This is a genomic window from Mycoplasma sp. 2261, from assembly GCF_053851575.1.
In genome coordinates this window covers 30,472-52,618 of record NZ_JBSQAX010000007.1, presented here as the reverse complement: position 1 = coordinate 52,618, position 22,147 = coordinate 30,472, and the positions used below count along the sequence as shown (strand labels likewise).

Annotated in this window: 19 protein-coding genes and 2 tRNA genes; 11 read left to right on the top strand and 10 right to left on the bottom strand. The window is 26.7% G+C overall.

Annotated elements, in window-relative coordinates:
- Positions 1-414 precede the first annotated feature (414 nt).
- From ACWXVM_RS02190 to hpt, 4 genes are all read left to right on the top strand, one after another.
- The gene (locus tag ACWXVM_RS02190; RefSeq protein ID WP_438340812.1) at positions 415-591 is read left to right on the top strand and encodes a DUF2188 domain-containing protein; all 177 of its coding nucleotides are present in this window, start codon (positions 415-417) and stop codon (positions 589-591) included.
- A gap of 2 nt (positions 592-593) precedes the next feature.
- The gene (locus tag ACWXVM_RS02185; protein WP_455994119.1) at positions 594-1,466 is read left to right on the top strand and encodes a tetrahydrofolate dehydrogenase/cyclohydrolase catalytic domain-containing protein; all 873 of its coding nucleotides are present in this window, start codon (positions 594-596) and stop codon (positions 1,464-1,466) included.
- A gap of 158 nt (positions 1,467-1,624) precedes the next feature.
- Complete coding sequence (locus ACWXVM_RS02180) at positions 1,625-2,296, top strand: deoxynucleoside kinase (RefSeq protein ID WP_455994117.1); 672 nt, start codon at positions 1,625-1,627, stop codon at positions 2,294-2,296.
- Entirely contained in the window at positions 2,266-2,820 is a 555-nt protein-coding gene (hpt, locus tag ACWXVM_RS02175; protein WP_455994115.1) for a hypoxanthine phosphoribosyltransferase, read from the top strand. The genes ACWXVM_RS02180 and hpt overlap by 31 nt, the downstream gene beginning before the upstream one ends.
- Positions 2,821-3,235: 415 nt before the next feature.
- Here the strand turns inward: hpt and tig are convergent, their stop codons facing one another.
- Together tig and ACWXVM_RS02165 are read right to left on the bottom strand one after the other, a co-directional pair.
- Positions 3,236-4,669, bottom strand: coding sequence for a trigger factor (gene tig, locus ACWXVM_RS02170; protein WP_444705116.1), 1,434 nt, complete (start codon positions 4,667-4,669; stop codon positions 3,236-3,238).
- 48 nt (positions 4,670-4,717) lie between these two features.
- A complete protein-coding gene (locus ACWXVM_RS02165) occupies positions 4,718-5,419 on the bottom strand; it encodes a hypothetical protein (RefSeq protein WP_444705117.1) in 702 nt (233 codons plus the stop codon).
- A 150-nt stretch (positions 5,420-5,569) separates the two neighbouring features.
- On the opposite strand from ACWXVM_RS02165, the gene eno reads away from it, so the two are divergent.
- Positions 5,570-6,946: a phosphopyruvate hydratase gene (gene eno, locus ACWXVM_RS02160; RefSeq protein ID WP_455994113.1), complete on the top strand. Its 1,377-nt coding sequence runs from the start codon at positions 5,570-5,572 to the stop codon at positions 6,944-6,946.
- A 110-nt stretch (positions 6,947-7,056) separates the two neighbouring features.
- Here the strand turns inward: eno and rplA are convergent, their stop codons facing one another.
- The 5 genes from rplA to ACWXVM_RS02135 all read right to left on the bottom strand — a co-directional run bounded on the left by rplA (position 7,057) and on the right by ACWXVM_RS02135 (position 13,490).
- Positions 7,057-7,749 carry a 50S ribosomal protein L1 gene (gene rplA / locus ACWXVM_RS02155; protein ID WP_438340819.1) on the bottom strand — a complete coding sequence of 231 codons (693 nt, stop codon included), beginning with the start codon at positions 7,747-7,749 and terminating at the stop codon, positions 7,057-7,059.
- Positions 7,749-8,192: a 50S ribosomal protein L11 gene (gene rplK, locus ACWXVM_RS02150; protein WP_438340820.1), complete on the bottom strand. Its 444-nt coding sequence runs from the start codon at positions 8,190-8,192 to the stop codon at positions 7,749-7,751. The genes rplA and rplK overlap by 1 nt, the downstream gene beginning before the upstream one ends.
- Positions 8,193-8,487: 295 nt before the next feature.
- Complete coding sequence (locus ACWXVM_RS02145) at positions 8,488-8,796, bottom strand: hypothetical protein (protein WP_455994111.1); 309 nt, start codon at positions 8,794-8,796, stop codon at positions 8,488-8,490.
- A 36-nt stretch (positions 8,797-8,832) separates the two neighbouring features.
- The gene (locus ACWXVM_RS02140; RefSeq protein ID WP_455994109.1) at positions 8,833-9,759 is read right to left on the bottom strand and encodes a hypothetical protein; all 927 of its coding nucleotides are present in this window, start codon (positions 9,757-9,759) and stop codon (positions 8,833-8,835) included.
- A 761-nt stretch (positions 9,760-10,520) separates the two neighbouring features.
- On the bottom strand, positions 10,521-13,490 hold the full coding sequence (locus tag ACWXVM_RS02135; RefSeq protein ID WP_455994107.1) for a DEAD/DEAH box helicase: 2,970 nt from the start codon (positions 13,488-13,490) through the stop codon (positions 10,521-10,523).
- A 573-nt stretch (positions 13,491-14,063) separates the two neighbouring features.
- Between ACWXVM_RS02135 and ACWXVM_RS02130 the strand changes: the two genes are divergently transcribed.
- Genes ACWXVM_RS02130 through ACWXVM_RS02120 form a run of 3 tightly spaced genes read left to right on the top strand, consistent with a single transcriptional unit; the run spans position 14,064 to position 17,984 of the window.
- Complete coding sequence (locus tag ACWXVM_RS02130; RefSeq protein ID WP_455994105.1) at positions 14,064-14,435, top strand: hypothetical protein; 372 nt, start codon at positions 14,064-14,066, stop codon at positions 14,433-14,435.
- Positions 14,336-15,670 carry a site-specific DNA-methyltransferase gene (locus tag ACWXVM_RS02125; protein WP_455994121.1) on the top strand — a complete coding sequence of 445 codons (1,335 nt, stop codon included), beginning with the start codon at positions 14,336-14,338 and terminating at the stop codon, positions 15,668-15,670. Before ACWXVM_RS02130 ends, ACWXVM_RS02125 begins: the two co-directional genes overlap by 100 nt.
- Entirely contained in the window at positions 15,657-17,984 is a 2,328-nt protein-coding gene (locus ACWXVM_RS02120) for a DEAD/DEAH box helicase family protein (RefSeq protein WP_455994103.1), read from the top strand. Before ACWXVM_RS02125 ends, ACWXVM_RS02120 begins: the two co-directional genes overlap by 14 nt.
- Positions 17,985-18,234: 250 nt before the next feature.
- Here the strand turns inward: ACWXVM_RS02120 and ACWXVM_RS02115 are convergent, their stop codons facing one another.
- The 3 genes from ACWXVM_RS02115 to ACWXVM_RS02105 form a co-directional block, all read right to left on the bottom strand.
- Entirely contained in the window at positions 18,235-18,834 is a 600-nt protein-coding gene (locus ACWXVM_RS02115; protein ID WP_455994101.1) for an FMN-dependent NADH-azoreductase, read from the bottom strand.
- Between the two features lie 107 nt (positions 18,835-18,941).
- A tRNA-Gly gene (locus tag ACWXVM_RS02110) sits at positions 18,942-19,015 on the bottom strand.
- A 3-nt stretch (positions 19,016-19,018) separates the two neighbouring features.
- Positions 19,019-19,092: transfer RNA gene (locus tag ACWXVM_RS02105), tRNA-Gly, on the bottom strand.
- Between the two features lie 283 nt (positions 19,093-19,375).
- On the opposite strand from ACWXVM_RS02105, the gene ACWXVM_RS02100 reads away from it, so the two are divergent.
- The 3 genes from ACWXVM_RS02100 to ACWXVM_RS02090 are packed head-to-tail and all read left to right on the top strand — an operon-like array spanning position 19,376 to position 22,146.
- Positions 19,376-20,179, top strand: coding sequence for an energy-coupling factor transporter ATPase (locus tag ACWXVM_RS02100; RefSeq protein ID WP_438340827.1), 804 nt, complete (start codon positions 19,376-19,378; stop codon positions 20,177-20,179).
- Entirely contained in the window at positions 20,164-21,180 is a 1,017-nt protein-coding gene (locus ACWXVM_RS02095; RefSeq protein ID WP_438340828.1) for an ATP-binding cassette domain-containing protein, read from the top strand. The genes ACWXVM_RS02100 and ACWXVM_RS02095 overlap by 16 nt, the downstream gene beginning before the upstream one ends.
- Positions 21,181-21,195: 15 nt before the next feature.
- Complete coding sequence (locus ACWXVM_RS02090; protein WP_438340829.1) at positions 21,196-22,146, top strand: CbiQ family ECF transporter T component; 951 nt, start codon at positions 21,196-21,198, stop codon at positions 22,144-22,146.
- Position 22,147 lies beyond the last annotated feature (1 nt).

The window sequence follows — 22,147 nt, the reverse complement described above, 5'->3', positions numbered from 1 at the left end:
ACTCCTTAAAATTTATTTTTTTCAATTTACAAAAAACTCAAAAGATATCGAAAGAAATGGCCTTTTAAAATTTTGGGAAATAGCAAATTTTAAAATATTAAGGTATTTAGCAAATAAATAAATTTATGAAATTATTAATTTGTGGTGGCTTTATTTCAAAATAACAATTGTAATCTCGCTGAATTGTTAAGTTAAATTTTACAATTATCGTAAAAACCTATTTTATTGCTTTTTTTGATGGAAAGTTTAGAAAATAATTTAATCCGGTTTTTTGATAAAAAAATATATTAATAACAAAAAAGTTTTTTTATTTTTTTTAAATAAAATAGCTTATTTTTAATTAAAAAATAATGTATGATTTTATAATATATAAAGTATTTTTATTGTAAATCTTAAAATAAAAGGGGAAAAATAATGGCAGTGAGATTAGTCGTAAATCATCCTGATGGATGGGCAGTAAAAAACCCAAAAGGGCAAAGAGCTTTGAGAGTTTTTAAAACGCAAAAAGAAGCTATGGATTATGCAAAATCATTGAAGGATACAACGTCAATTAATGTGCAAAGTAAGACTGGTGCATTTAGAAAAGTATAAAAATGTACAATATTTTAGATGGTAAAAAAACTAAGGAAGAAATACAAACTAAAATAAAAAAGCAATTTGAAAACATGGCAGAAGATAAAATGCCAATTTTAGGTGTATTACAGGTTGGTGATCTTGAGGAATCTAATATATATATAAAGCATAAATTAAATATTGCTCATTTCCTTGGGTTTAAAACAAAATTAATAAAATTAAATAGAAACGTATCAGAAGAAGAAATAAAGCATAATATTGATATTCTGAACAAAGAAACAACCGGTTTTTTAGTTCAGCTTCCTTTGCAAACGGATAAAGTCAAAAATCTACAAGATTTACTTAATTGCATTAATATAACTAAGGACATTGATGGTTTGACACAATGGAATCAAGAAGCAAATTTTCTAACTAATTTTAATTCATTTCTCCCTGCTACAGCTCTTGGTGTTGTTATATTATTAAAAAAATATCAAATTAATTTTAATAATATGAATATTGCCGTTGTCGGTCAAAGCAAGATAGTTGGAAAGCCGCTTGCTGATTATTTTGAGCAAAATGGGTCTCATGTAAGAAGATATGATATTAATACTCCGAAGGACGATTTATTATTGAATGATTTAGTTGTTGTAGCAACTGGCTGCCGTGGCTGCCTGGACGGAATAAAATTAAAGGATAATGTTGTCCTTATTGATGTAGGAATACATCGAATAAATGGTTTAATTGTCGGTGATATTGATATTTCTAATATAAATAACAAAATATCATATTTAACTCCAGTACCTGGCGGTGTTGGACCCATGACTATCATTGCCTTAATGCTTAATTTGGTTAAGGCATATGATATACAAAACGATTTAAATTTTTTATCAAAAATATTGATAGATTTATAATTAACTTTATATGTTTTTTAATATAATTATTAACTATTTTTTTATAAAAAAATAGCATATTACACAAATTGCTATTTTTTATTTTTTTACTATTTTTTGATTACAACATTTAGTAAAATAATTTAAATATTTTTAGTTTTCTTATTTAGGGGGTCTTTATGATAATAGGAATAAGTGGAATGATTGCTGCGGGAAAAAGTTCGCTTTCTTCCAAATTAGCTAATCATTATAAAAATTCTTTACTACTGAATGAATTTGAAGAAAATGATGAGGTATTCAATACTTTTTTAAAGTGATTATATGAGAAGAAACAAAATTTAACTATTAGTTTTCAAAGTTTTATTATTGAAAACCATTCAGCAAAATTTATTGAAATTTATAATAAATTGCAAGATAAACCCGATATAGATCGGCATTTGTTTTTGGATAGATTTTCTATTGAACATTATATTTTTGCTAAGTTAATTCTTAGCAAAAAGGAACCTAAATATTTTGATGGCTTCAAAGCCTTATTTTCTAAGTTAATTACAAAAAGCGAATTACCGGACTTAGTAATATTTCTTGATATAAGTTTTGATACTTTTAAGAAAAGAATTTTTGAGCGAGGGAGAGCTATTGAAATAGATAATTGAGATCTTAATTACGATTATTTCAAGAACTTGCATGAAAATTATTATAAAATTTTTAGAGAACTTGCTGATGATTTTCAACTTAATTACAAAATTATCGATACAAACAATTTATCTGAGGATGAGGTATATAAGCAAGTAGTAAAAATTATTGATGAAGAGGAAAAACAATGGCAGTTAAGACAATTGATCCACGAATAGAAAAAGTTCTTTTCAACCAAGAACAATTGGAATCAAAAATAATTGAACTAAGCAATTGAGTTAATGAAACATATAAAAATTCAAATAACTTAATTCTTGTCGGTTTATTAAAAGGATGCTTACCGTTTTATGCTCAATTGATAAAAACAATTAACATAGATTTTATTACGGATTTTATGATAACTAGTTCATATGACGGGAAAGACAAACCATCAGGAAATGTTAAGATAATTCTTGATCTTGTTAATAATATCGAGGGTCGTGATGTGTTAATAGTTGAAGATATTGTCGATACAGCAAAAACTATGACTAAGGTTGTGTCAATTTTGAAATCTAGAAATCCTAAGAGTCTTAAGGTCCTTACTTTATTAAATAAACCTAGTGGTAGAATTGTGGAATTTGAGCCTGATAATTATGGTTTTATTATTCAAAAAGAAGACTTTGTTGTTGGTTTTGGTTTTGATTGAGAAGAAAAAATGAGACAGCTGCCTTATATAGGCACAATTAAAAAAAGAATTATTTAATTGTGATTAAATAAAGGAAAAAAACAAACAAAAATGAGCCTTCTTCAATATATGAGGTTTCAGCATTAAAACATTGATTTTTTACAGTTTTTTATTCCGTTGAGGAATTATTTTATCACTTGTTTTTACATTAGGAATTGCTATACTATGAGTTTATTGTGCAAGACAAAAATTTATTGCAAACCACACCATTATAAGCGCTAGAAGATTGAAATTTGATGGAACAGGTGGACAAATTATTTAGTTCATTTATTAAATAATGACTATTAGGTATTGTAACATTTGGTTTTTTACTTTCTTTATCTTGCCACAAAGGGTTGTTGCTTGATACACAAAGCATACACTTATTGCTGAATAATTAAAAGAAATTATAAAATGCAAGAATTTAATCTTGCATTTTTATTTTTGCGTTTATCTATTTTTCAGCCTTGTCAGCCTTAGTTGTTGATTCTTTATCATTGTCCTTAGGTTTTGATTGTACCATTTTAACAATAGCTTGTTCAACATTCTTTTCATATTGTTTTATATTTTCTTCTAATTTTCTATATTTTTCATAATTTTCAGAATCGCTAAATTGAACTAGTAAAGTAAAAATTTTATGCGGTAGTTCATTTTGTTCCAATGATTTTTTTGAAACGAAGGTTTTTATTTGTTCTGGTTTTAAATTATATGATTTAGCTATTTCATTAACCTTATTTTCATATTCTTCATCAGTGATTTGTAGATTTTCCTCATCTACAATTTTTCCTAAAACAAATGATTTAAAAAGATTTTTAAAGGCTTCATCTTGATATGTTTTTAGAACATCCTCTTTATTGGTTTTTGTGAATTCAAAATAATCTCTTTCGCTAATCCCCTTTTGTTTTAGCTGTTGAATAAAACTTTTATAATATTTTTCAGCTTCTTCATTAATAATTATGTTAGAAATTGTTATTGAAGAGTTTTTGATGATTTCGTTGATTGCTTCATCTGTGTAGGTTTGCGAAGCTACTTGTAAAACTGCTTTTGTTGCTTCAAATTCAACATATTCATTAAATTGTTCGATAGTGTTTACTAATGGATTTATTTTTGCTTCTTTTAAGAATTGATCATTTACCTCTGGGTAATTATTTGTTTTAACTGAATTAATTTTTACTTTAAAGACTACATCTTTTCCAGCCAATTCTTTTGCATGATATGTTTCAGGGAATTTAAGATTTATATCTTTTGATTCACCACGATTTAGATTGACCATTTGTTCTTCGAAGCCAGGAATGAATTGATTTGATCCTATTACTATGTCAAATTTTTCAGCTTCTCCGCCTTCAAATTTTTCACCATTAATGTAACCAGTAAAATCAAAATTTACACTATCACCCATTTTTATTGGTTCATTAGATTCAATGGAAACAGCGTAATTTTTTAGAATTGTTTCTTTGGTACCTTCAATCATCTTTTTATCAATGTTTGCAATGTTTAACTTAGTATTAAGTTTCTTATATTCACCTAAATTTACATTAGGAAATAGAGGGAATCTAAATACATATGTGGCACCTTGGTCAGAATAATCACTAACATCAAAACTAGGGTGATAATCATTAATAATTTTATCTTCGTCTTTAATTTGAGTAATTATATGATTTTTATAAACATCATCAAATTTATCATGAATTACTTTATTAAAAATTTTAAATGGATCAACTCTTTTTAGAGCTTCTTTTAAAGGGGCTTTACCTTTTCGAAATCCAGGAATTGTAACATCATTAGCTAATGATTTTTGAGCTTTTTCATAGGCCTTGGTTCACTCCTCGCCATTAATGGTATAATCGATAATTAATTCGGTATTTTCCTCATTGAATTTTCTTGACATTTTTTTGTTCTCCTTGAATAAAAAATATTGTTATTATTATAACATTATTTATTTAAATAATGAATATAATGATTTTTCATTATCTGATAGTGAATTTTCATCCCTTTCGCCAAATAAAACCTTAGTAACGTTGATTATTTCTTCATATTCGCTAATAGTTTTATTTTTTAAAATATTAATTCAATTTTTGAATAAATATGCACTGAATACTTGTCTGGCGATTTTGCTTTTTGCTACATCATTGCTGTAAATTGTTAATATTTCTTTTTCCAGTTTAGCAATTGCCTCATTTTTTAAAAATGAACCATCTATTTTAGGATTAATTATTATATTATTAACTTTGTAATTGTAATCAACATTCTTTGTTTGCAATAAATCATATATTAGCGTTTGAAATCCTCCATTGTCAAAACCATCTCCATTAAAAAAGAATTGAAATTCAGATAGATATTCATTTATATCTCGATTTTTTAATTCATTATAGTTAAGCATAAAAATATAATCCATTTTTTTGTTTTTTAATGAATTAATTAGTGATAAAGTATCTAAATTGGTTTTTGTTTTTAAATTGTTTTTTTTAATCTGAAATAATATAGTATTTCTGAAAGCGTCAATTTCTTTTTGCATTGCATCAATAACAAATTTATTTCTCGAGTTATCTAAGAGATAAATCGCTTTGAGCGGGTCGTCATATCTTATTTCTGTTATTTTATCAATGAAATCATTAAATTCTTTTTCTATTAAATCCATAATATAAAATTTTACACTATTAACATTATTAAAATAAATAATGTTGCTTCTAAATTAATAAATAATTCTATAATTTATATATAAAAAAATTAACGTTATTAGATGACGAAAATTAATTTTATTTTTAAAGAATTTTTAAGGAGAATAGGAATGTCTAAAATTAAGAAAATATATGCATATGAAGTTTTAGATAGTAGAGGGAATCCAACAGTTAAGGTTGAGATAACCACTAAAAAAGCTTTCGCTGAAGCTCTAATGCCATCGGGCGCATCAACTGGATCAAAGGAAGCTTTAGAACTACGTGATAAAGGAACAAAATATGAAGATAATTGATTTGGTGGAAAGGGTGTTCAAAGTGCTTGCGATCATATAAATAATGAAATAGCTAGTTTATTAATTGGGCATGATGTAAAAAATCAAGAGTTGATTGATAATATTATGATTGATGCTGATGGTACTCCAACAAAATCAAAATTTGGTGCCAATGCAATTTTAGCTGTATCTCTAGCATGCGCAAAAGCAGCTGCAATCGAAGCTAAAAAGCCATTATATGAATATCTGGCTTCTTTAAAACAAATTAGTGCAAGTTCATTTACTTTGCCGGTGCCGATGTTAAATGTTATTAACGGTGGTGAACACGCTTCAAATACCATTGATTTTCAAGAATTCATGATTATGCCGGTAGGGGCTAAATCATTTAAACACTCTCTGCAAATGGCAAATAAAGTATTTCATACATTAGCTAAATTACTTAAGAAGGCAGGACACGGAACACAAGTGGGTGATGAAGGTGGTTTTGCACCTAATTTACATACCCATGAAGAAGCACTTGATTTTCTTGTTAAAGCAATTAAGGATGCTGGTTTTAATCCTGCAACAGAAGGCGTAAATTCGATTGCAATTTGCTTGGATGCTGCATGTTCGGAACTATATGATTCAGAGACGAAGAAGTATGTATTTAAGAAATTTAAGAAGGCATTATTAGATAAAAGAGCTGGTTTTGAAAAATATGCTAAAAATAAATACGAATTTACAACTAAAGAACTTGTGAATTACTTTGGTAAATTGATTAATAAATACCCTATCATTTCAATTGAAGATTCACACCATGAAGATGATTGGGACGGTTTTATTGCAATGAATGAGAAGTATGGTGAAAAGGTTCAGTTAGTAGGGGACGACTTAATTGTAACAAATCCTCAATATATAAAGGAAGCTATTACTAAAAAAGCAATTAATGCTTCATTAATTAAGATTAACCAAATTGGTTCATTAACAGAGACAATCAAAGCAATCAAGATGTCTCAAGAAGCTAATTTAGTTCCTGTTATCTCACACCGTTCTGGCGAAACAGAAGATACATTTATCGCTGATTTATCAGTAGCATTTAGCACCGGAGAAATAAAAACTGGTTCAATGTCAAGAACTGATAGAATTGCTAAGTATAACAGATTAATAAAAATCGAAGATGAGTTAGGCAATAGAGCTAAGTTTAAAGGAAGAGAGACATTTTATAATTTAAAATAATATATCAAAATAAAATTAGACCTAATCCCCGATTGTTATGGGTTTGGTCTAATTTTATTATTTTTGTTTTAAAAAAACTTAGCCAAAAAGCTAAGTTTTTTTAAAACAAATTAATCGATTTTCACTTTAACAGCAGCACCCATTGAAGTAGAAACTACAATGTTTAAAACATATGTTCCCTTAACAGTTTGTGGTTTTAATCTCTTAACTGTTTGAATTATGGTTTCAGCATTTTGAGCCAACAATTCAGTAGGCATTGATTTTTTACCAACCGAGGCATGGATAATTCCACCCTTATCAGCACGGTAATTTGCTTTACCTTTTTTCAATTCTTCAACAGCTTTAACTGGATTTGTTGTAACTGTTCCTGTTTTTGGGTTTGGCATTAAACCTTTTGGACCAAGCTTTTTACCATATTTTCCTAAAACAAGCATCATTTTTGGATCGGCAACAATCACATCAAATTCATATTTATCTTGATTTAAAATTTCTGGTAGTTCTGAAGATGAATAAACGAAGTCTGCCCCAGCCTCTAATGCCGCTTTTTGCGCTGAAACTTCATCAGTAGCCACTAAAACTTTAATGCTTTTACCAGTACCATTTGGTAGCACTACAGCTCCACGTAGTTGTTGGTCTGATTTTCTTGTGTCTAAATTTAATTTAATAGCAATATCTAATGATTCGTCAAATTTTGCAAATGAAGCTTTCTTAGCTAATTCAATTGCATCTGCTAAAGGGTAAATATCTTTTTTGTTAACTAATGTTTTTAAAACTTTAGCGTTCTTTGTAACTCTCTTAGCCATTAGTTAGCACTTCCTTTTAGTCATTCTTCATAACCTTCAACTGTAATACCCATATTTTTAGCAGTTCCAGCAACCTGATGCATAGCGCCTTCTAGAGTTATTGCATTCATATCTGGCATTTTATATTCCGCTATTTCTTTTAATTGTTCCAAAGTAATTGAACCAACTTTTTCTTTGTTTGGAACTCCACTACCTTTTTTAATTTTTGAAGCTTGAATCAATTTATATGATGTTGGTGAAGTAAATAATTTAAAAATAAATGATTTATCCTTATAAACTGTAATTAATACAGGAACCGGTTCCGAACCTCTATCTCTTGTTTGGTCGTTAAAAGCCTTAGTAAATTCAGGCATGTTAATACCAACACCTGCTAGTGCAGGGCCTGGTTTGGCTTGTCCAGCTAAAAATTGTAATTTAGCTTTTTTTACTATTTCCTTTGCCATTTTTAAAAATCCTTTCGATAATTGTGGTTCAAACGAATTAATAAATTCTTCCACATTTTAGGCAATTTTACATTGCACCTAGAAATTATAGCAAATAACTTATTTTATAAAAATAAACTCATTATATTTATCTTAAAATTTAATCAAAATAAATAATATCGACATAATAGAGGCATAATAAGAATTCTATATTAGTAATTTTTTAGAAATTTTTATGCTTTTCTAACTAAATTTATAAAAAAAGTATCCACATTTGGATACCTTATATAATAACCTTTACAAAATTATTAGGGCTTTAGTTTTGTAAAAAGTCAGCACTACTTGGCATTAATAATCTAACTAAATGATCCAACAACTGAATTTTTAGATTTGGGTATTTTTTATCATTGCCATCTTTTGGATTATTCATTTTTGAAAGTTTGATTAGTTCATCAGTTGTTTTTATTGCTTCGTCAATTGATTTTTCATTATATGAGTTTCCCTCAAGGCCATATTTAGAAAGTTTATCATTATCTTTCTTGTAATTTTCTTTGTATTCTTCAAGCATTTTCTTAAGGTCTGAAAAACTAGATTCATTTGCTTCTATATTTAAGCTTTTAACCATAGAAACAATAGTTTTAACTTCTTCGATTTGTTTTTCTTATTGTGTTTTTTCTTCGAATTTTAAATTTTCACCCTTAGGGAAAAGTAGATCACTTGCTGTCTTTGTTAATAGCTTACTAATTTCTCCTAATAATTGAATTTTAACTACTGCTTGTACATCAGTTTGAGTTAGAATTTTAACCTTATCAATTGAATTATTAAGGGTTTCTTCTTCGTAATTAAATTCTTGAATATCAAATTTTTTCAGAAGTTCATTTAATTTTTTTTCATCTTCAAGTAATTTTTGAAATTCTTCTATTGATTTTTTATCTGAATTAACATTAAGTTTATTCAATTCAACACCTAAATTAACATTCTTGTTAAATTCTTTTTTAAGTTGAGGATCAATTTGCCCTTTGAATAAGCTTTTTGTAAAAATGTTTTCAATTTCGTCTAATAATTGAATAATTACATTTGGATTTTTATCCTTATTTTTAAGGATATCGTCAAGATTAATTAATAATGAAAATGCTTTTGTTAAAACATTTTTGAAATAATAATCACTTTTACCAAGTTTTTTAAATGCCGCAGCCCCTTCTTTTTTAAGTTCACCAATAAAGTTATCTTTTGAAATATCAACCTTAGAAATTTTTTCAGCAAAAAGCATTACTGCTTGTTTGTCTTTGTTAAATTGAATTGATTCAGGTGTTTCAATTTCTGGTTTAATTGGCTTATCATTCTCTGAATCGCCTTGCATTGATTGATCAGTATCGCCTTGTTTATCTGGATTAGGATTTTTATCAGTATCACCTTCTTTATCAGGTGTTTTTTGTTGAGGGGTTTTTGTTTCTGGGTTTTCTGGTTTCTTTGGTTCAGCTGGTTTTTCTGGTTTTTCTGGTTTAGCAGGATTTGCACATGATAGAGCTATAACCGGTGTTGCCAAAACAGGTAAAAATCCTAGAAAAAGTAATTTGCTTTTTTTCATTTTTCTCCTTATATTTAATTAAGTTTAATAAAGCAAATTTTATAGTATTTTTTTTTTTTTTTTTTGTTTTGGCAAAATTTCGCGATTAATGCTCTAATTATGACCAAAATTTAGACAAAGCCAAGGCATTTATAAAGGCACTTTTTACTACTTAGTATTATTCTAATTTACTACCTTGATCTAATAAAAATATATTTATTGCAAAAATGTCTCTAATATAAATCAAAATTATTTAATTCATTTTTATTTTCCCAATTTTAAGATTTAAAAATCATAAATCCACCTTAAATTAAAATAGATTTATAATTTTTTATTTAATTTTTTAATTGCATTTTTTTTAAATCATCATATGAATTTTTAAGCAAATTATCAATTAATTCATCACCATACACTTGCTTGTATACAAATCGTTTTTATTTTCTATCGAGTCTGCTAAAGTTTTTTTTACTTTTTGGTTATTACTTTTTGTAAAAATTTTTAGCTTTCCCTTTGTTGTTTCTATTACATTTAATTTAGATTTTTTAATTAGTGCTTCAACATTGCTAAAACTAAATTGATTAGTTGGGCTTTTATTAGAGGTGTTTGACTATCTTTTGTATATTTGTAAATCATTCCTTTTGGGCTCTTTATAAAAATTAAAAATAACTAGATTCTTTTTTACAATATCCTTATATTAAAAACCTAGGAAAAATATCGGTTCTTAAATAACTTGATTTGGCATTTAAAACATATATAAATAAACTTAATATTCATATAATTTTTTATTGCTCATTTACAATTTCTAGGTGTTTTAAGCAAGCTTTAATTACATCACTATTGAGTGATTCATATACTTCCTTGTCGCCAATTATATAAAGCTCCTCTTTTGCGCGTGTTACTGCTACGTTCATAATATTTGGATTGTTGCTGCCAACAGCTCATTGAGCAGAATTTATACTATCTTTATCGCAACCTAGCACTAAAAAAACAATTTTAGCTTCTTTTCCTTGGAAAGTATGTACTGTTCCTATATTCCTTTTATTAATTATATCGTTGAGATTTCTCTCGAGTTCTTTTACTATTGCTTTAAAAGGAGAAATAATAAAGACATCTTTTAAATTTGCATCACGGTTTTTTATTTTAACTAAATATTTTTTTAAAACTTGATATTGTTCTTTTACATAATGTTTGTTTATGGCTTTTCCCTTAACATGGAGCCAAAATCCATTGTGGCTTTTTTGTTTACCGTTTTCTTTTCCTTGGACCATATTTCCTTCATAGGAAATTTCGTTTGAAATATCAAACATTGGACTTAGACATCTTCTATGTACTCAAAGAGGTATGCCAATCCAATCTCCGTTTTTCTTATAAAATCCATATTTGCTATGATTATCAACAATTTCTTGCACCGAGCTATTAAGACCATAAGGCAATTTATATTTTTCTTTTATTCATTTTAAGGTATTTTGGTCTAATACTGAAACTGGTTCAATTTGCGATGGATCACCAACAGCAATAATATTCTTCGTTCTAAAAATTGCACCTACCGCTGCTTGTGGAACGGCTTGGCCCGCCTCATCTATAAACAAAAATCCCATTGATTCTTTTGGAAAATTCTTGTACATTGTCCTTATGCTTGCAAAGGTTGAACTAATTGCGGGTACAGCCATATTAATTCAATTTCATGCTTCCACTAAACACTCGCATTTATCAATAGTTTTTCCTTTGATTTTATTATTTCATATTTTGACAGCGCTTTTTAAAGCCTCCCTGTTTTCATATAAAAATTGTCTTCTGACTTTTATCGCCAAAATAAACAATTTTGATTGTTTGATTCTAAAATTCTTGTTAAATCATGGGTTACTTTTTTGAAATAGATTGTTGTCATTAATTGCATTGAATTTATTAATTTTCTTATTGATAAAAAAATCTTCGATTTTATTTTTTTGATCTAGCATTCTGTTGATACTATCGATTTTTTTGCTTATGTTATTCTTTTTAGATTCGAGAGATAATAGTGAGTCGCATATTTTAATGCGTTGATTTAAATAGGAGTTTAATTTTTCATTAAATTCTTTGTATTTCTTTGTTTTAAATAATTTACTTATTCAGCTTGGTTTTTGCAGTTTTAAATTTTCAATAGATTTGTTTATATTTTTTAATTCATTATGGTTATTATTTATTAAGTTTATTATCTCTTTTAGGCTTTCATTAATTGCGTTTTTAATTGATTCAATATTAAGATTTCTATTTTCAAATTTATCGTCAGGTTTATCCTTCATGAAATCGTCAATTAAAGTTTGTATTTCTAATTCTATTTTAGCTAAAAGGTTTATGTGCATTTGTATATCATTTTGTGCTTTTTTAATGTCATTATATAAATTTAAAAAATCTTGATATACATTTGAATTGTTATTTTCTTGCTGGTATATTTCTTTTATGATATTTTCGACAGCTTTTATTATTTCTATAATATTCTTCTTTTTGCCGCCTTCTAATGAAAAAAGACCTCATTTTTCTTTTGTGATTTTATGCTTATTGGAAATACCTTCATTATTATCTTTTTCTTCAGTTATTGCATTAGCAGTTTTGTAAAAATAATCAGCATTCTTTATCTCATTTGCTAGATCTTTGTCAACATTTTCCAATAAAAGCAATTCGTTTACTATATTTTGCACAGCCCCATTATTTGAACTTGCTATTAAAATGCTCTTATTTGCAATTTGTGTAGGCAAAATTTTAATTTCTTTATAAAAAACATCCTTAATTATCTTTGAATCTAGCTTGCATATTTCGAGAGATTGTTGAGTAATTAGCTCAGCAAATATATCCTTTAGTAGGGTTGTTTTTCCTGTTCCTGGAGGTCCATTTACACTTTTCATTTTAATATTTTCATAGTTTTTACTTGTCGATAGATTTACTGCAATTTGTTGCATTAATGAAAGCGCATATTCTACATTGCTTGGAAATCTTGAACATGGATAATTCTTAGGATCTAAAATTTCTTTGATTTGTTTAATACCATCAGCTTGTTTATTATCTAAATTTATTTTTATTAATTCATTGCTATTTTCTTCTTTTGATGATGATAAATATTTGTCTAGATTTTGCGTTGATATTCCTTTAGCTTCTACTAAGTCATCAATAAAAAATGAATGCAATAAGGCATCATCTTCATCGTCATTTACTATTTTATATCTGGAAAGATTAACATCAATATTATAATTTTGTATTAATTTTTGAAATGCTTTATTAAAAAATGCTTTTAAATCTTTGGTTTCTTTCTTTTTAAATATATTTTCAATATCATCTGAAAGTTCATGTTCTTTTTCTTTAAATTTAGACATAGAATTAAATTCTAAATCACTCTTGGTCTCTCTAATATATGCACTTCAAGTATAGAAAGTGGATTGTTTTTCTATTTCAAGATTATTATTAAAACGTATAGCAAAACTGAATTTGTTATTTCCTATTGATTCTAATTCATCATCATTAATTTTAGTATTATGTTTCTTGTTTAGAAGATCAATTAGTTCTTTTGAATTAAATGTGTTAAAAATAAAAACTAAATATTTTTCCTTTTTTTGCTTAGTTTCTTGTTTTAAAATCGTATTAAAATAGTCATAATAATTATCGTTTTGTTTATCTAGTTTAATCTCGCAATAATCTTTTTTATTTCAATTACCTTCGCTAAGTTTTTCAATCATTATTCAATGCTCAAGAATATTTTCTTTAATGCTTTTAGGGTTCATTATATCTCCACAATGTAATCATATACAAGTTTAATTTTAATATTGTAAATATGACTCATCTAATCATAATATTTCTCATTATTTAAATAATTTAATATTATTAAATACATTATAGTTGATAAAAATGTTTTATTTAAAAAAGTAGTTATGAAGCAGTATTTATTAGATATCAAGTTATTTTGATTTTTTGATGTATTGATATTTATAGCTCTTATAATTTATTAAATAAGATACCTGTAGAATAATGTCTTAATTTAAATTAAATCATGATATAAGAAAAAGTGCGTTTTTGCATAAAAACATTTTATATTGAAATTTTAAAATCTTTATATATATTTTGCAAATATAAATATAAATAAAAAATATATATAAGAAAACATTATTTAACTTTTGTTGCATGTATTTTTATAATAAATTAGATCTAATAAGAGAAATATTATTAATTTATAAAAACAAGATTGTATAAAAAAGAACTATTGATTAAATTGTTCAATAAAAACTGTCTTTTAATCTATTTTGATTTCTCTTATTTAGTAAAATTAATTAAATATCATAAGCTATAAGGAGATATTAATGAGTTTATTAAAAAATTACATTCAGAAAATTGATGATATTTCTTCAAAAGAGTTGAACACAGACCAAAAAAGACTGGCAATAAAAATTTTAGAAAAATTTCAAGAAGACGAAAAACAACTACAATATGTTTTCCAATTTGTTGCACAAAGAATTAAAACGGGGTTTAGATTTGATGTGGCGCCTGAAAGTGATTGACAAACAGTTGCGCTATTAGAAAAGGATGAAAACCTTAGCTTTGTTTTAGATGAAAACAAAAGCAAAGATAACACATTAATCATCGGCGAAAACTATGATGCTTTAAAGAATTTGATAGTGATTGAGAGAGAGAGAGAGAGAGAGAGCTGCCTTCGCTTGATAAATATGATGTAATTTATATTGATCCTCCTTATAATACTGAATCAACTAAAAAAGATGGTAATAGTATTGCAGATAATAATGAAGATGTTAAGGCAAAAAAATTCATTTATCGTGATAAATATTCTCGTAATGGTTGACTTAATTTAATGAATGAAAGATTACGATTAGCAAAAGAGCTTCTCAAAGATGATGGAGTTATTTTTGTTTCTATCGATGATGCTGAACAAGCTTATTTAAAAGTTTTGATGGATGAAATTTTTGGCGAAGAGAATTTTGTTTGTAATTTTATTTGGGAAAAAAATTATTCTCCAAAAAGTAATAATCATTACGTTTCTGTTAATCACGATTATATTCTATGTTATTTAAAAAATAAGCAAATAGTAACTAAATTTAATCGTTTAGAACGCAATGAAAAAAATAATAAAATGTATAAATTTAGTGATGAAAAAGGAAGATATAAAATAGCTGATTTAACAAGAAATTCTAATAATAAATTTGACATTCTTTGAAATAAAAAAGTTTATAAGTGCCCGGAAAATTCTGGGTGATTATTTTCAGAAAAAAAGATTTATGAATTGATAAGAGAAAATAAGATATACCTGCCAGATGATGTCACGAAAAGGCCAGGTTTAAAAAGATATTTATCTGATGTTAGAGATATTATATCTAAGACAATTTTAGGGTATGAAATTGTAGGACATACACAGGATTCAAAAAATGAAATAAGAGATATCCTATATAAAAATGCTTTTGAAACACCTAAACCTATAAAATTAATAAAATATTTGATTAGACTTCATAGTGATAAAAAAAATATTCGTGTCCTTGACTTCTTTGCCGGATCTGGTACCACAGCTCATGCCGTTTTAGAATTAAATCGCGAAGATGGTGGCAATAGAACCTTCACTCTTGTTACAAATAACGAAAATAACATTGGTATAAATGTAAACTATGAAAGACTTTATAGAATAAACCACGGGGTTGGTACTAAAAATGAAACTTTTGATTGAATAAAGAAAAACGAACCATATAAAGCAAATTTAAATGTTTTTAACATCAAATACTATGATGTTAGCCCGTCAAATAACGATATTAATATTGAAGACTTAACCAATAAATTAATTAATGTTTTAAAAGAGTTTGGAATAACTTCAATAGATAAAAACAATCAACAACAATATATTAATCTATTAAATGATTTATCATCTTTAAAACCAGAGAAAAGAGAAGATAATGAATCTAACTAATTCTCAAGAAAAGGTTATTAATGCTTTAATTAATAAAACCATAAATAGTTTAGAAGAAAACAAGCAAAATTCTGTTTATTTTAAAGCCCCAACCGGGTCTGGTAAAACATTTATGATGATTAACTATATTGATAAATTAATCGAATGAAATAAGTTTAATTTTAATCAAAATTTAGTTTTTGTTATTGCAACATTATCGAGTGCTGAGTTGCCAAAACAAATGGAAGAAAACTTCAATGAGTATAAACAATATTTAATAAATAACGATTTAAAAATTACAAGAATTGAAAGCCCTTCAAATATTAATAAAAATTCTAAAGTAGAAAAAAATTATCAGTTTTTTGCTAAACCAAATAATGTTTATATCATGGGCGGAGCATCATTTAAGGCTAATGCAATTTTAAGAGAGCAACATGCTATTGAGGCTTTTTTAGATGAAATAAAGCTAAATGACTATAAATTAATTTATATTCGTGATGAAGCTCACATTGGCGCCGATACTTCTAAAAATAAAAAAGATGAAATCTCATTTGAACACAATATGCAATCAGAGGCTGATTTTGTTATAAAAATGACAGCAACTCCAACTGATTTAAGTTTAGATCTTATTGAGCTTAGCGAAAAAGATCTATTTAGCGACAAAATCAGATTATTAAAAAGCGAAAAAATTTTTAATGAAGGTATTGAAGATAATAACGACATTGCTTATATCGATAACGATATTATTCTCGAACAAGCCTGTTTAAAATTTAAAGATATTAAAAGACAATATAATGACAATAAAAATGAACCTGGTTTAGTCGGCATTAATGCCGCCATGTTAATTCAAGTTGATAACGCTAGTAAAGATCCTGAAAAAGAAAAAATATTCAACGAAACCATTGATTTAATAATAAAGAAATTAGAGAAACATTCTTTATCCTGAGTAAAGTATTTTGATCAAAATGATAAAGAATCAAGTCTAAGACAAAAAGATAATTTCTCACTTAGAGATATATCTAAATACAATTCAGACACTGATGTGATAATTTTTAAAGTAGGACCAGCAACAGGCTGAAATATACCGAGAGCATGTATGCTAGTTCAACTTAGAAATGTTTCTTCAAAAACATTAAGCGCCCAAACTATCGGAAGAATAAAGAGAAATCCAAACCCCTCTTATGATTTTAGAATTAATTCAATTGCAAATAAGTATTATATTTATAGCAATGTTGATAGAGATGTAAATGACCAAAAAAGATTAATTTTGAAGCCTGAATTTGAAAAAGAAAAATTTATATACGGATCTCTTGTTAATATCAATAAATCTAATTCTGTTTTTAATTTAGATGATTATGAAAAACAAGTTGCTAATTATTTAAATAATTATTCCATTGAAAACTTTGAATCAAAATACCTTGCCTATCTAGAAGAGTTTTCTCAAAACAAATTCATAATTGCAAATCAAAAAAAATATGGCAATAAGATTGAAATAACCTCAAAAATACAAAATAAGATTCAGATGGAAATGTTTAATTTAAAAACAATTAAGGCCAATAAAGCATTATTTACGGATAATATAATAAACAAGATAAACTCAATTTATGAAACAAAAATTAAACATATAATGGGCAAAACATTTTTCTGATTTTTGATAGTTAAACATGAAATTAATATTTTTAACGATATTTACAAAATGCATATTGAAAAACAGTTAGAAAACAAAGAAATAAAATATGTCTTAAATACTTCAAAATCACTGCCAAACTATTTAATTGAAGTTAAAAGTGATTATATTAAAAAAACAGATGATAAATTTGCTTATCAAGAAATTAATAAAAATTTTGCAAACATTAATTTACAATCAAAAGCCGAAGAAGCATTTGTAAACGAATTAGAAAAATATATACCAATTTTCCCTAAAATAAAAATTTGAACAAAAAATCCAGTCCATAGTGGAATTAATTTTGAATATATCAATAATTTAGACACGAGTAATAGCTATCCAGATTTTGTTATCGTACACAAAAATCATTATATTTATTTAGAAATTAAAACATACAAAAACGACATAGATAAAGACAAAACTAAAAAGCTAATTGAAGAATATAGAAAATATATTGAAAATAATAATAACTTAGAATTTAAACTTACGCTCGCTATCATATTTGTAGATATTAAAGGAAATAATTATTACGCAACTGGCGCAAGTACAATAACAAATCTCAACGACCTATTTTTAAAACAAAATAATAATTGAGATGAAAATGGGCAATTTTTCATAAAGGATGTAAGCGTACAATTTTTGCAATTGCTAATGGAAGGCAAAGAATAATAAAAGTTTCATAAAAAATATTTGCTTTAGCTAATTTGTTATTATTTTGCAATAAATTATTAATATTTTTTGTTTTTGATAATTTAGATAAAATATAAATATAAGCTGTGTTGGAGAATTATTGTTCAAAATAACTTAATTTTGCAAAAAATGATGATCTAATTTTTTACCAAAAATTTGGACTTAAAATAAAAATAAAAAACCAAGCTTTCTCATTATTTTAGAGCTTGGTTTTTAAAATTTTAAATTATTAAAAGTTCATAACCCTTTCTTTAATTTTGTTAATTTTATTTTTAATAATTTCCTCAATTGAATAAGAATTAAATGGTTCTACTTTTGTTGCGTCAATTAAAAGGGTTTCACTAACCTCTGCACCCAAGAAATTTCAGATGCCCTCTAGGTAAGAAATGTGACTTGCTCAAGGATATCAATCACATGGAGCTCCCTGAGAAGCAATTATTTGTACCTTTAAATTAGATAACAAACCTATTGAGCTACCTTTTTTAGCGTATTTATAAGAAAATGTCTTATTAGCAACACAAATTCGGTCGATAAAATTTTTTAACACTGCCGGGACATTAAAATTTATCATTGGGGCTGAAATAATTAATTTGTTGGTTTTTTTTAAAATATCAATATATCTACCCGATAATTCATCATTAAAAAAATCAGAAAAATTATTTGAGTTCATTGGATGCGTTGCCATTTCAAGTTCGTTTAAATCTAACTCCACAATTTCATCATTTTTGTTAATTTTTTTATATTCCTCAACGAAGTTCTTAGTAATAGCACTTGAAACAGACTTCTCTTTTGATATAGGCGAAGAATATAAAACTAATACATTAGCCATAAAACTCCTTTATTATTTATTTTTTAATATTATATAAGTTTTAATTGCCTTATTTTGAATAAATTTAGTTAAATCAAAAAAACTTGGTTTCCCAAGTTTTTTTGAAATGGTGCGGATGAAGGGAATCGGACCCTCGTATTCAGATTGGCAACCTGATGTTCTACCATTGAACTACATCCGCAACTGGTGCAAGTGATGGGAATCGAACCCACGTAGTTAGCTTGGAAGGCTAAAGTTCTACCATTAAACTACACTCGCAATTAGCGTTATATATTATAAACCATAATTTTTGTTTTATCTAAAAATATTTTTTAATTTGTTTGTTTTCAGCCAAACTATATTTTAAAAAGGCAGAATATTTATAAAAAACTATTAGTTATAAGAAACTACGACACTTGGGTTTTTGCATTAAAAGAAGTTAAATAATATGTTTATAGTTGTTGATTTATATAGTTTTTTTATATATTTTATTGTATACAATAAAATGTCAATTTAAGCATTTTTGAAAAATAAAATTAATATTATATTTATAATTATCACTATGATTGAAATTAAAAAACTTTGTTATAAATATCCTGGTGCTAAAAAATATGCCTTAGATAATATTAATTTTACAATTGAAGATGGGCAATATGTTGCCATTTTGGGACATAATGGTTCAGGAAAGAGCACTTTTTCAAAACTACTTGCCGCAATTTACAAAGCTTCATCTGGGAAAATTATTATTGATGGTCTAGAAATAAATTCTGAAAATTTGGCGGAAATTAGAAAAAAAATTGGTATTGTTTATCAAAATCCAGATAATCAATTTATAGGCGCTACTGTTGAAGACGATATTGCTTTTGGCTTAGAAAATAAAAAAATGTCATATGATGAAATGAACGTAATTGTAAAAAAATATGCCAATGAAGTAGGAATGGGCAATTTTTTAGATAGGGAACCTCAAAATTTATCGGGAGGTCAAAAGCAAAGAGTAGCCATTGCTTCTACTCTTGCATTAGATCCCAAAATTATTATTTTTGATGAAATAACTTCAATGTTAGACCCTCGAGGCCGCAATGACATTTACAAAATAATTCATGATCTGCATTCCAACACCAATAAAACTTTAATTTCGATCACTCATGATATGGATGAAGCTTTGTTAGCTGATAAGTTAATTGTCTTTTCAGGTGGCCATGTGATAGCTCAAGGAAAACCTATTGAAATTTTAAATAACAAACAAATAATTGAAATTGCAAAAATAGATTCACCTTTTATATACAAACTTAGTGAAATGATTCACGGAATTGAGCCAACATATGACGATAAAAAATTATTGGAGACATTATGCAAATTAAAGTAGACAATATTTCAAAGGAATATAACAAAAAGCTTCCTACATATATTAAGGTGCTAGATGGTGTATCAGTGGAAATTAATGAATCAGAAGCAATTTCAATTATTGGGCCAACTGGCTCTGGTAAAACTACATTAATAGAGCATCTTAATGCATTAATATTACCCGATGAAGGTTTACTGCATTTTAGTGATGTCCCTTTGTTTAAGAAGGCCAAAAAGCCATCTAAACCAAAAAAACAAAGTGATGATAATGATGAAACATACCAAGCTAAATTAAATGAATATATAAAGAATTTAGAGAAGTTTCAAAAAACTAAAAAAAGTGATCGTGTTGAAATAGTATATACTGATATTGATATTACCAAAAGTAAAAGAAAGATCAAAAATGTTAAAGCATTAAGAAAGCAAGTTGGAGTTGTATTTCAATTTGCTGAATATCAATTATTTGAATCTACTATTGAAAAAGATATTATTTTTGGGCCCGTTTCAATGGGTATTAAAAAAGACAAAGCTAAGGAATTAGCGGCTAAATATATTGAGATGGTCGGTCTACCAATTGATTATCTTAAAAGAAGCCCCTTTGACTTATCAGGAGGGCAAAAAAGAAGAGTTGCTTTAGCAGGTATTCTTGCTATGGAACCAAGATTTCTTGTTTTAGATGAACCTACTGCTGGTTTGGACCCGCAGGGTGTTGAAGAAATGCTCCAGCTGTTTTATAATTTATATAAGCAAGGCACAACTATTATTATTGTTACACACGATTTAGATAATGCTCTTAAATGAACAAATAGAACCTTATTTGTTAAGGATGGGAAGATTATTAAAGATGGTAATACCTATGATATTCTAAGTGATAATAAACTATTATTAGATAATAATTTAATTCCCACAAAATTATTGTCATATGTAGAAAGGCTAAATAATGCTGGTTTTAATATTGGAAAAGTAACAAATATTGAAGAATTGGCAGATAAAATAAATAACATAATTAAGTGAAAAAAATAAAAAGGAGCTATAAATATGGATAAAACAATTATTGGCAAATATCTCAATATACAGACGCCAATTCATAGACTTGATCCCCGACTGAAATTTTTAGCTAACATACTATTTATAATTTTGTTTTTTATTTCTGAACATTATATTACATTATCAATTTTAGTAATTATTAGTATGGTTTTATATGGTATTTCTACTAAATCAGTAATTTCTATTTTTAAAAAAATTAAGTTTCCTATCTATATTGCTATTTTTCTCCTGGTCATTAATATGCTAACTGTTAAGGGCGCGGTGATGTATTACGAAATTGATAAATATGTTCCTCTTTCAACAGAAACAAATGCTGACGCTTTTGTGATATATCGCGGTAAATTGATAGTTAATGTAGTATATTTTGCTCCTAACAACGATGTTAATTCGATATTTCAATTATCATTATTCTCAATTCATCGAACTTTTACAATACTTTTGAGAATTTATGGCGTTGTATTAATAACAACAATTTTGACAGTAACAACAAAACCTGTTTTATTAACGAGAGCAATCAATGATCTGCTATATCCGTTAAAAATATTTAGAGTACCGACTGAAATAATTACGATGATTATATCCATTGCCTTAAGATTTATTCCTACCTTGTTAGAAGAATCAGGAAGAATTATGAAGGCGCAGTCAAGCCGAGGAGTAGATTTTAAAAATGGTAATTTTAAGGATAAAATAAAATCTTTCATTGTCCTAATGGTCCCACTTTTTGTTTCATCCTTTAATAAGGCCAATGATTTAGCTGATGCTATGACTTCAAGAGGATATGAACCATATGCAAAAAGAACCTATTATCGTCAATTAGTTCCTAATTGAAGAGATTTGATTGCTACGCTAATATTAATGACTCTAACTGCATTGGTTGTAATATGTGCTATAGACCATATTGCTTTACCATCATGGTGAATTGCTTCATTTCAAAAGGTTTAAT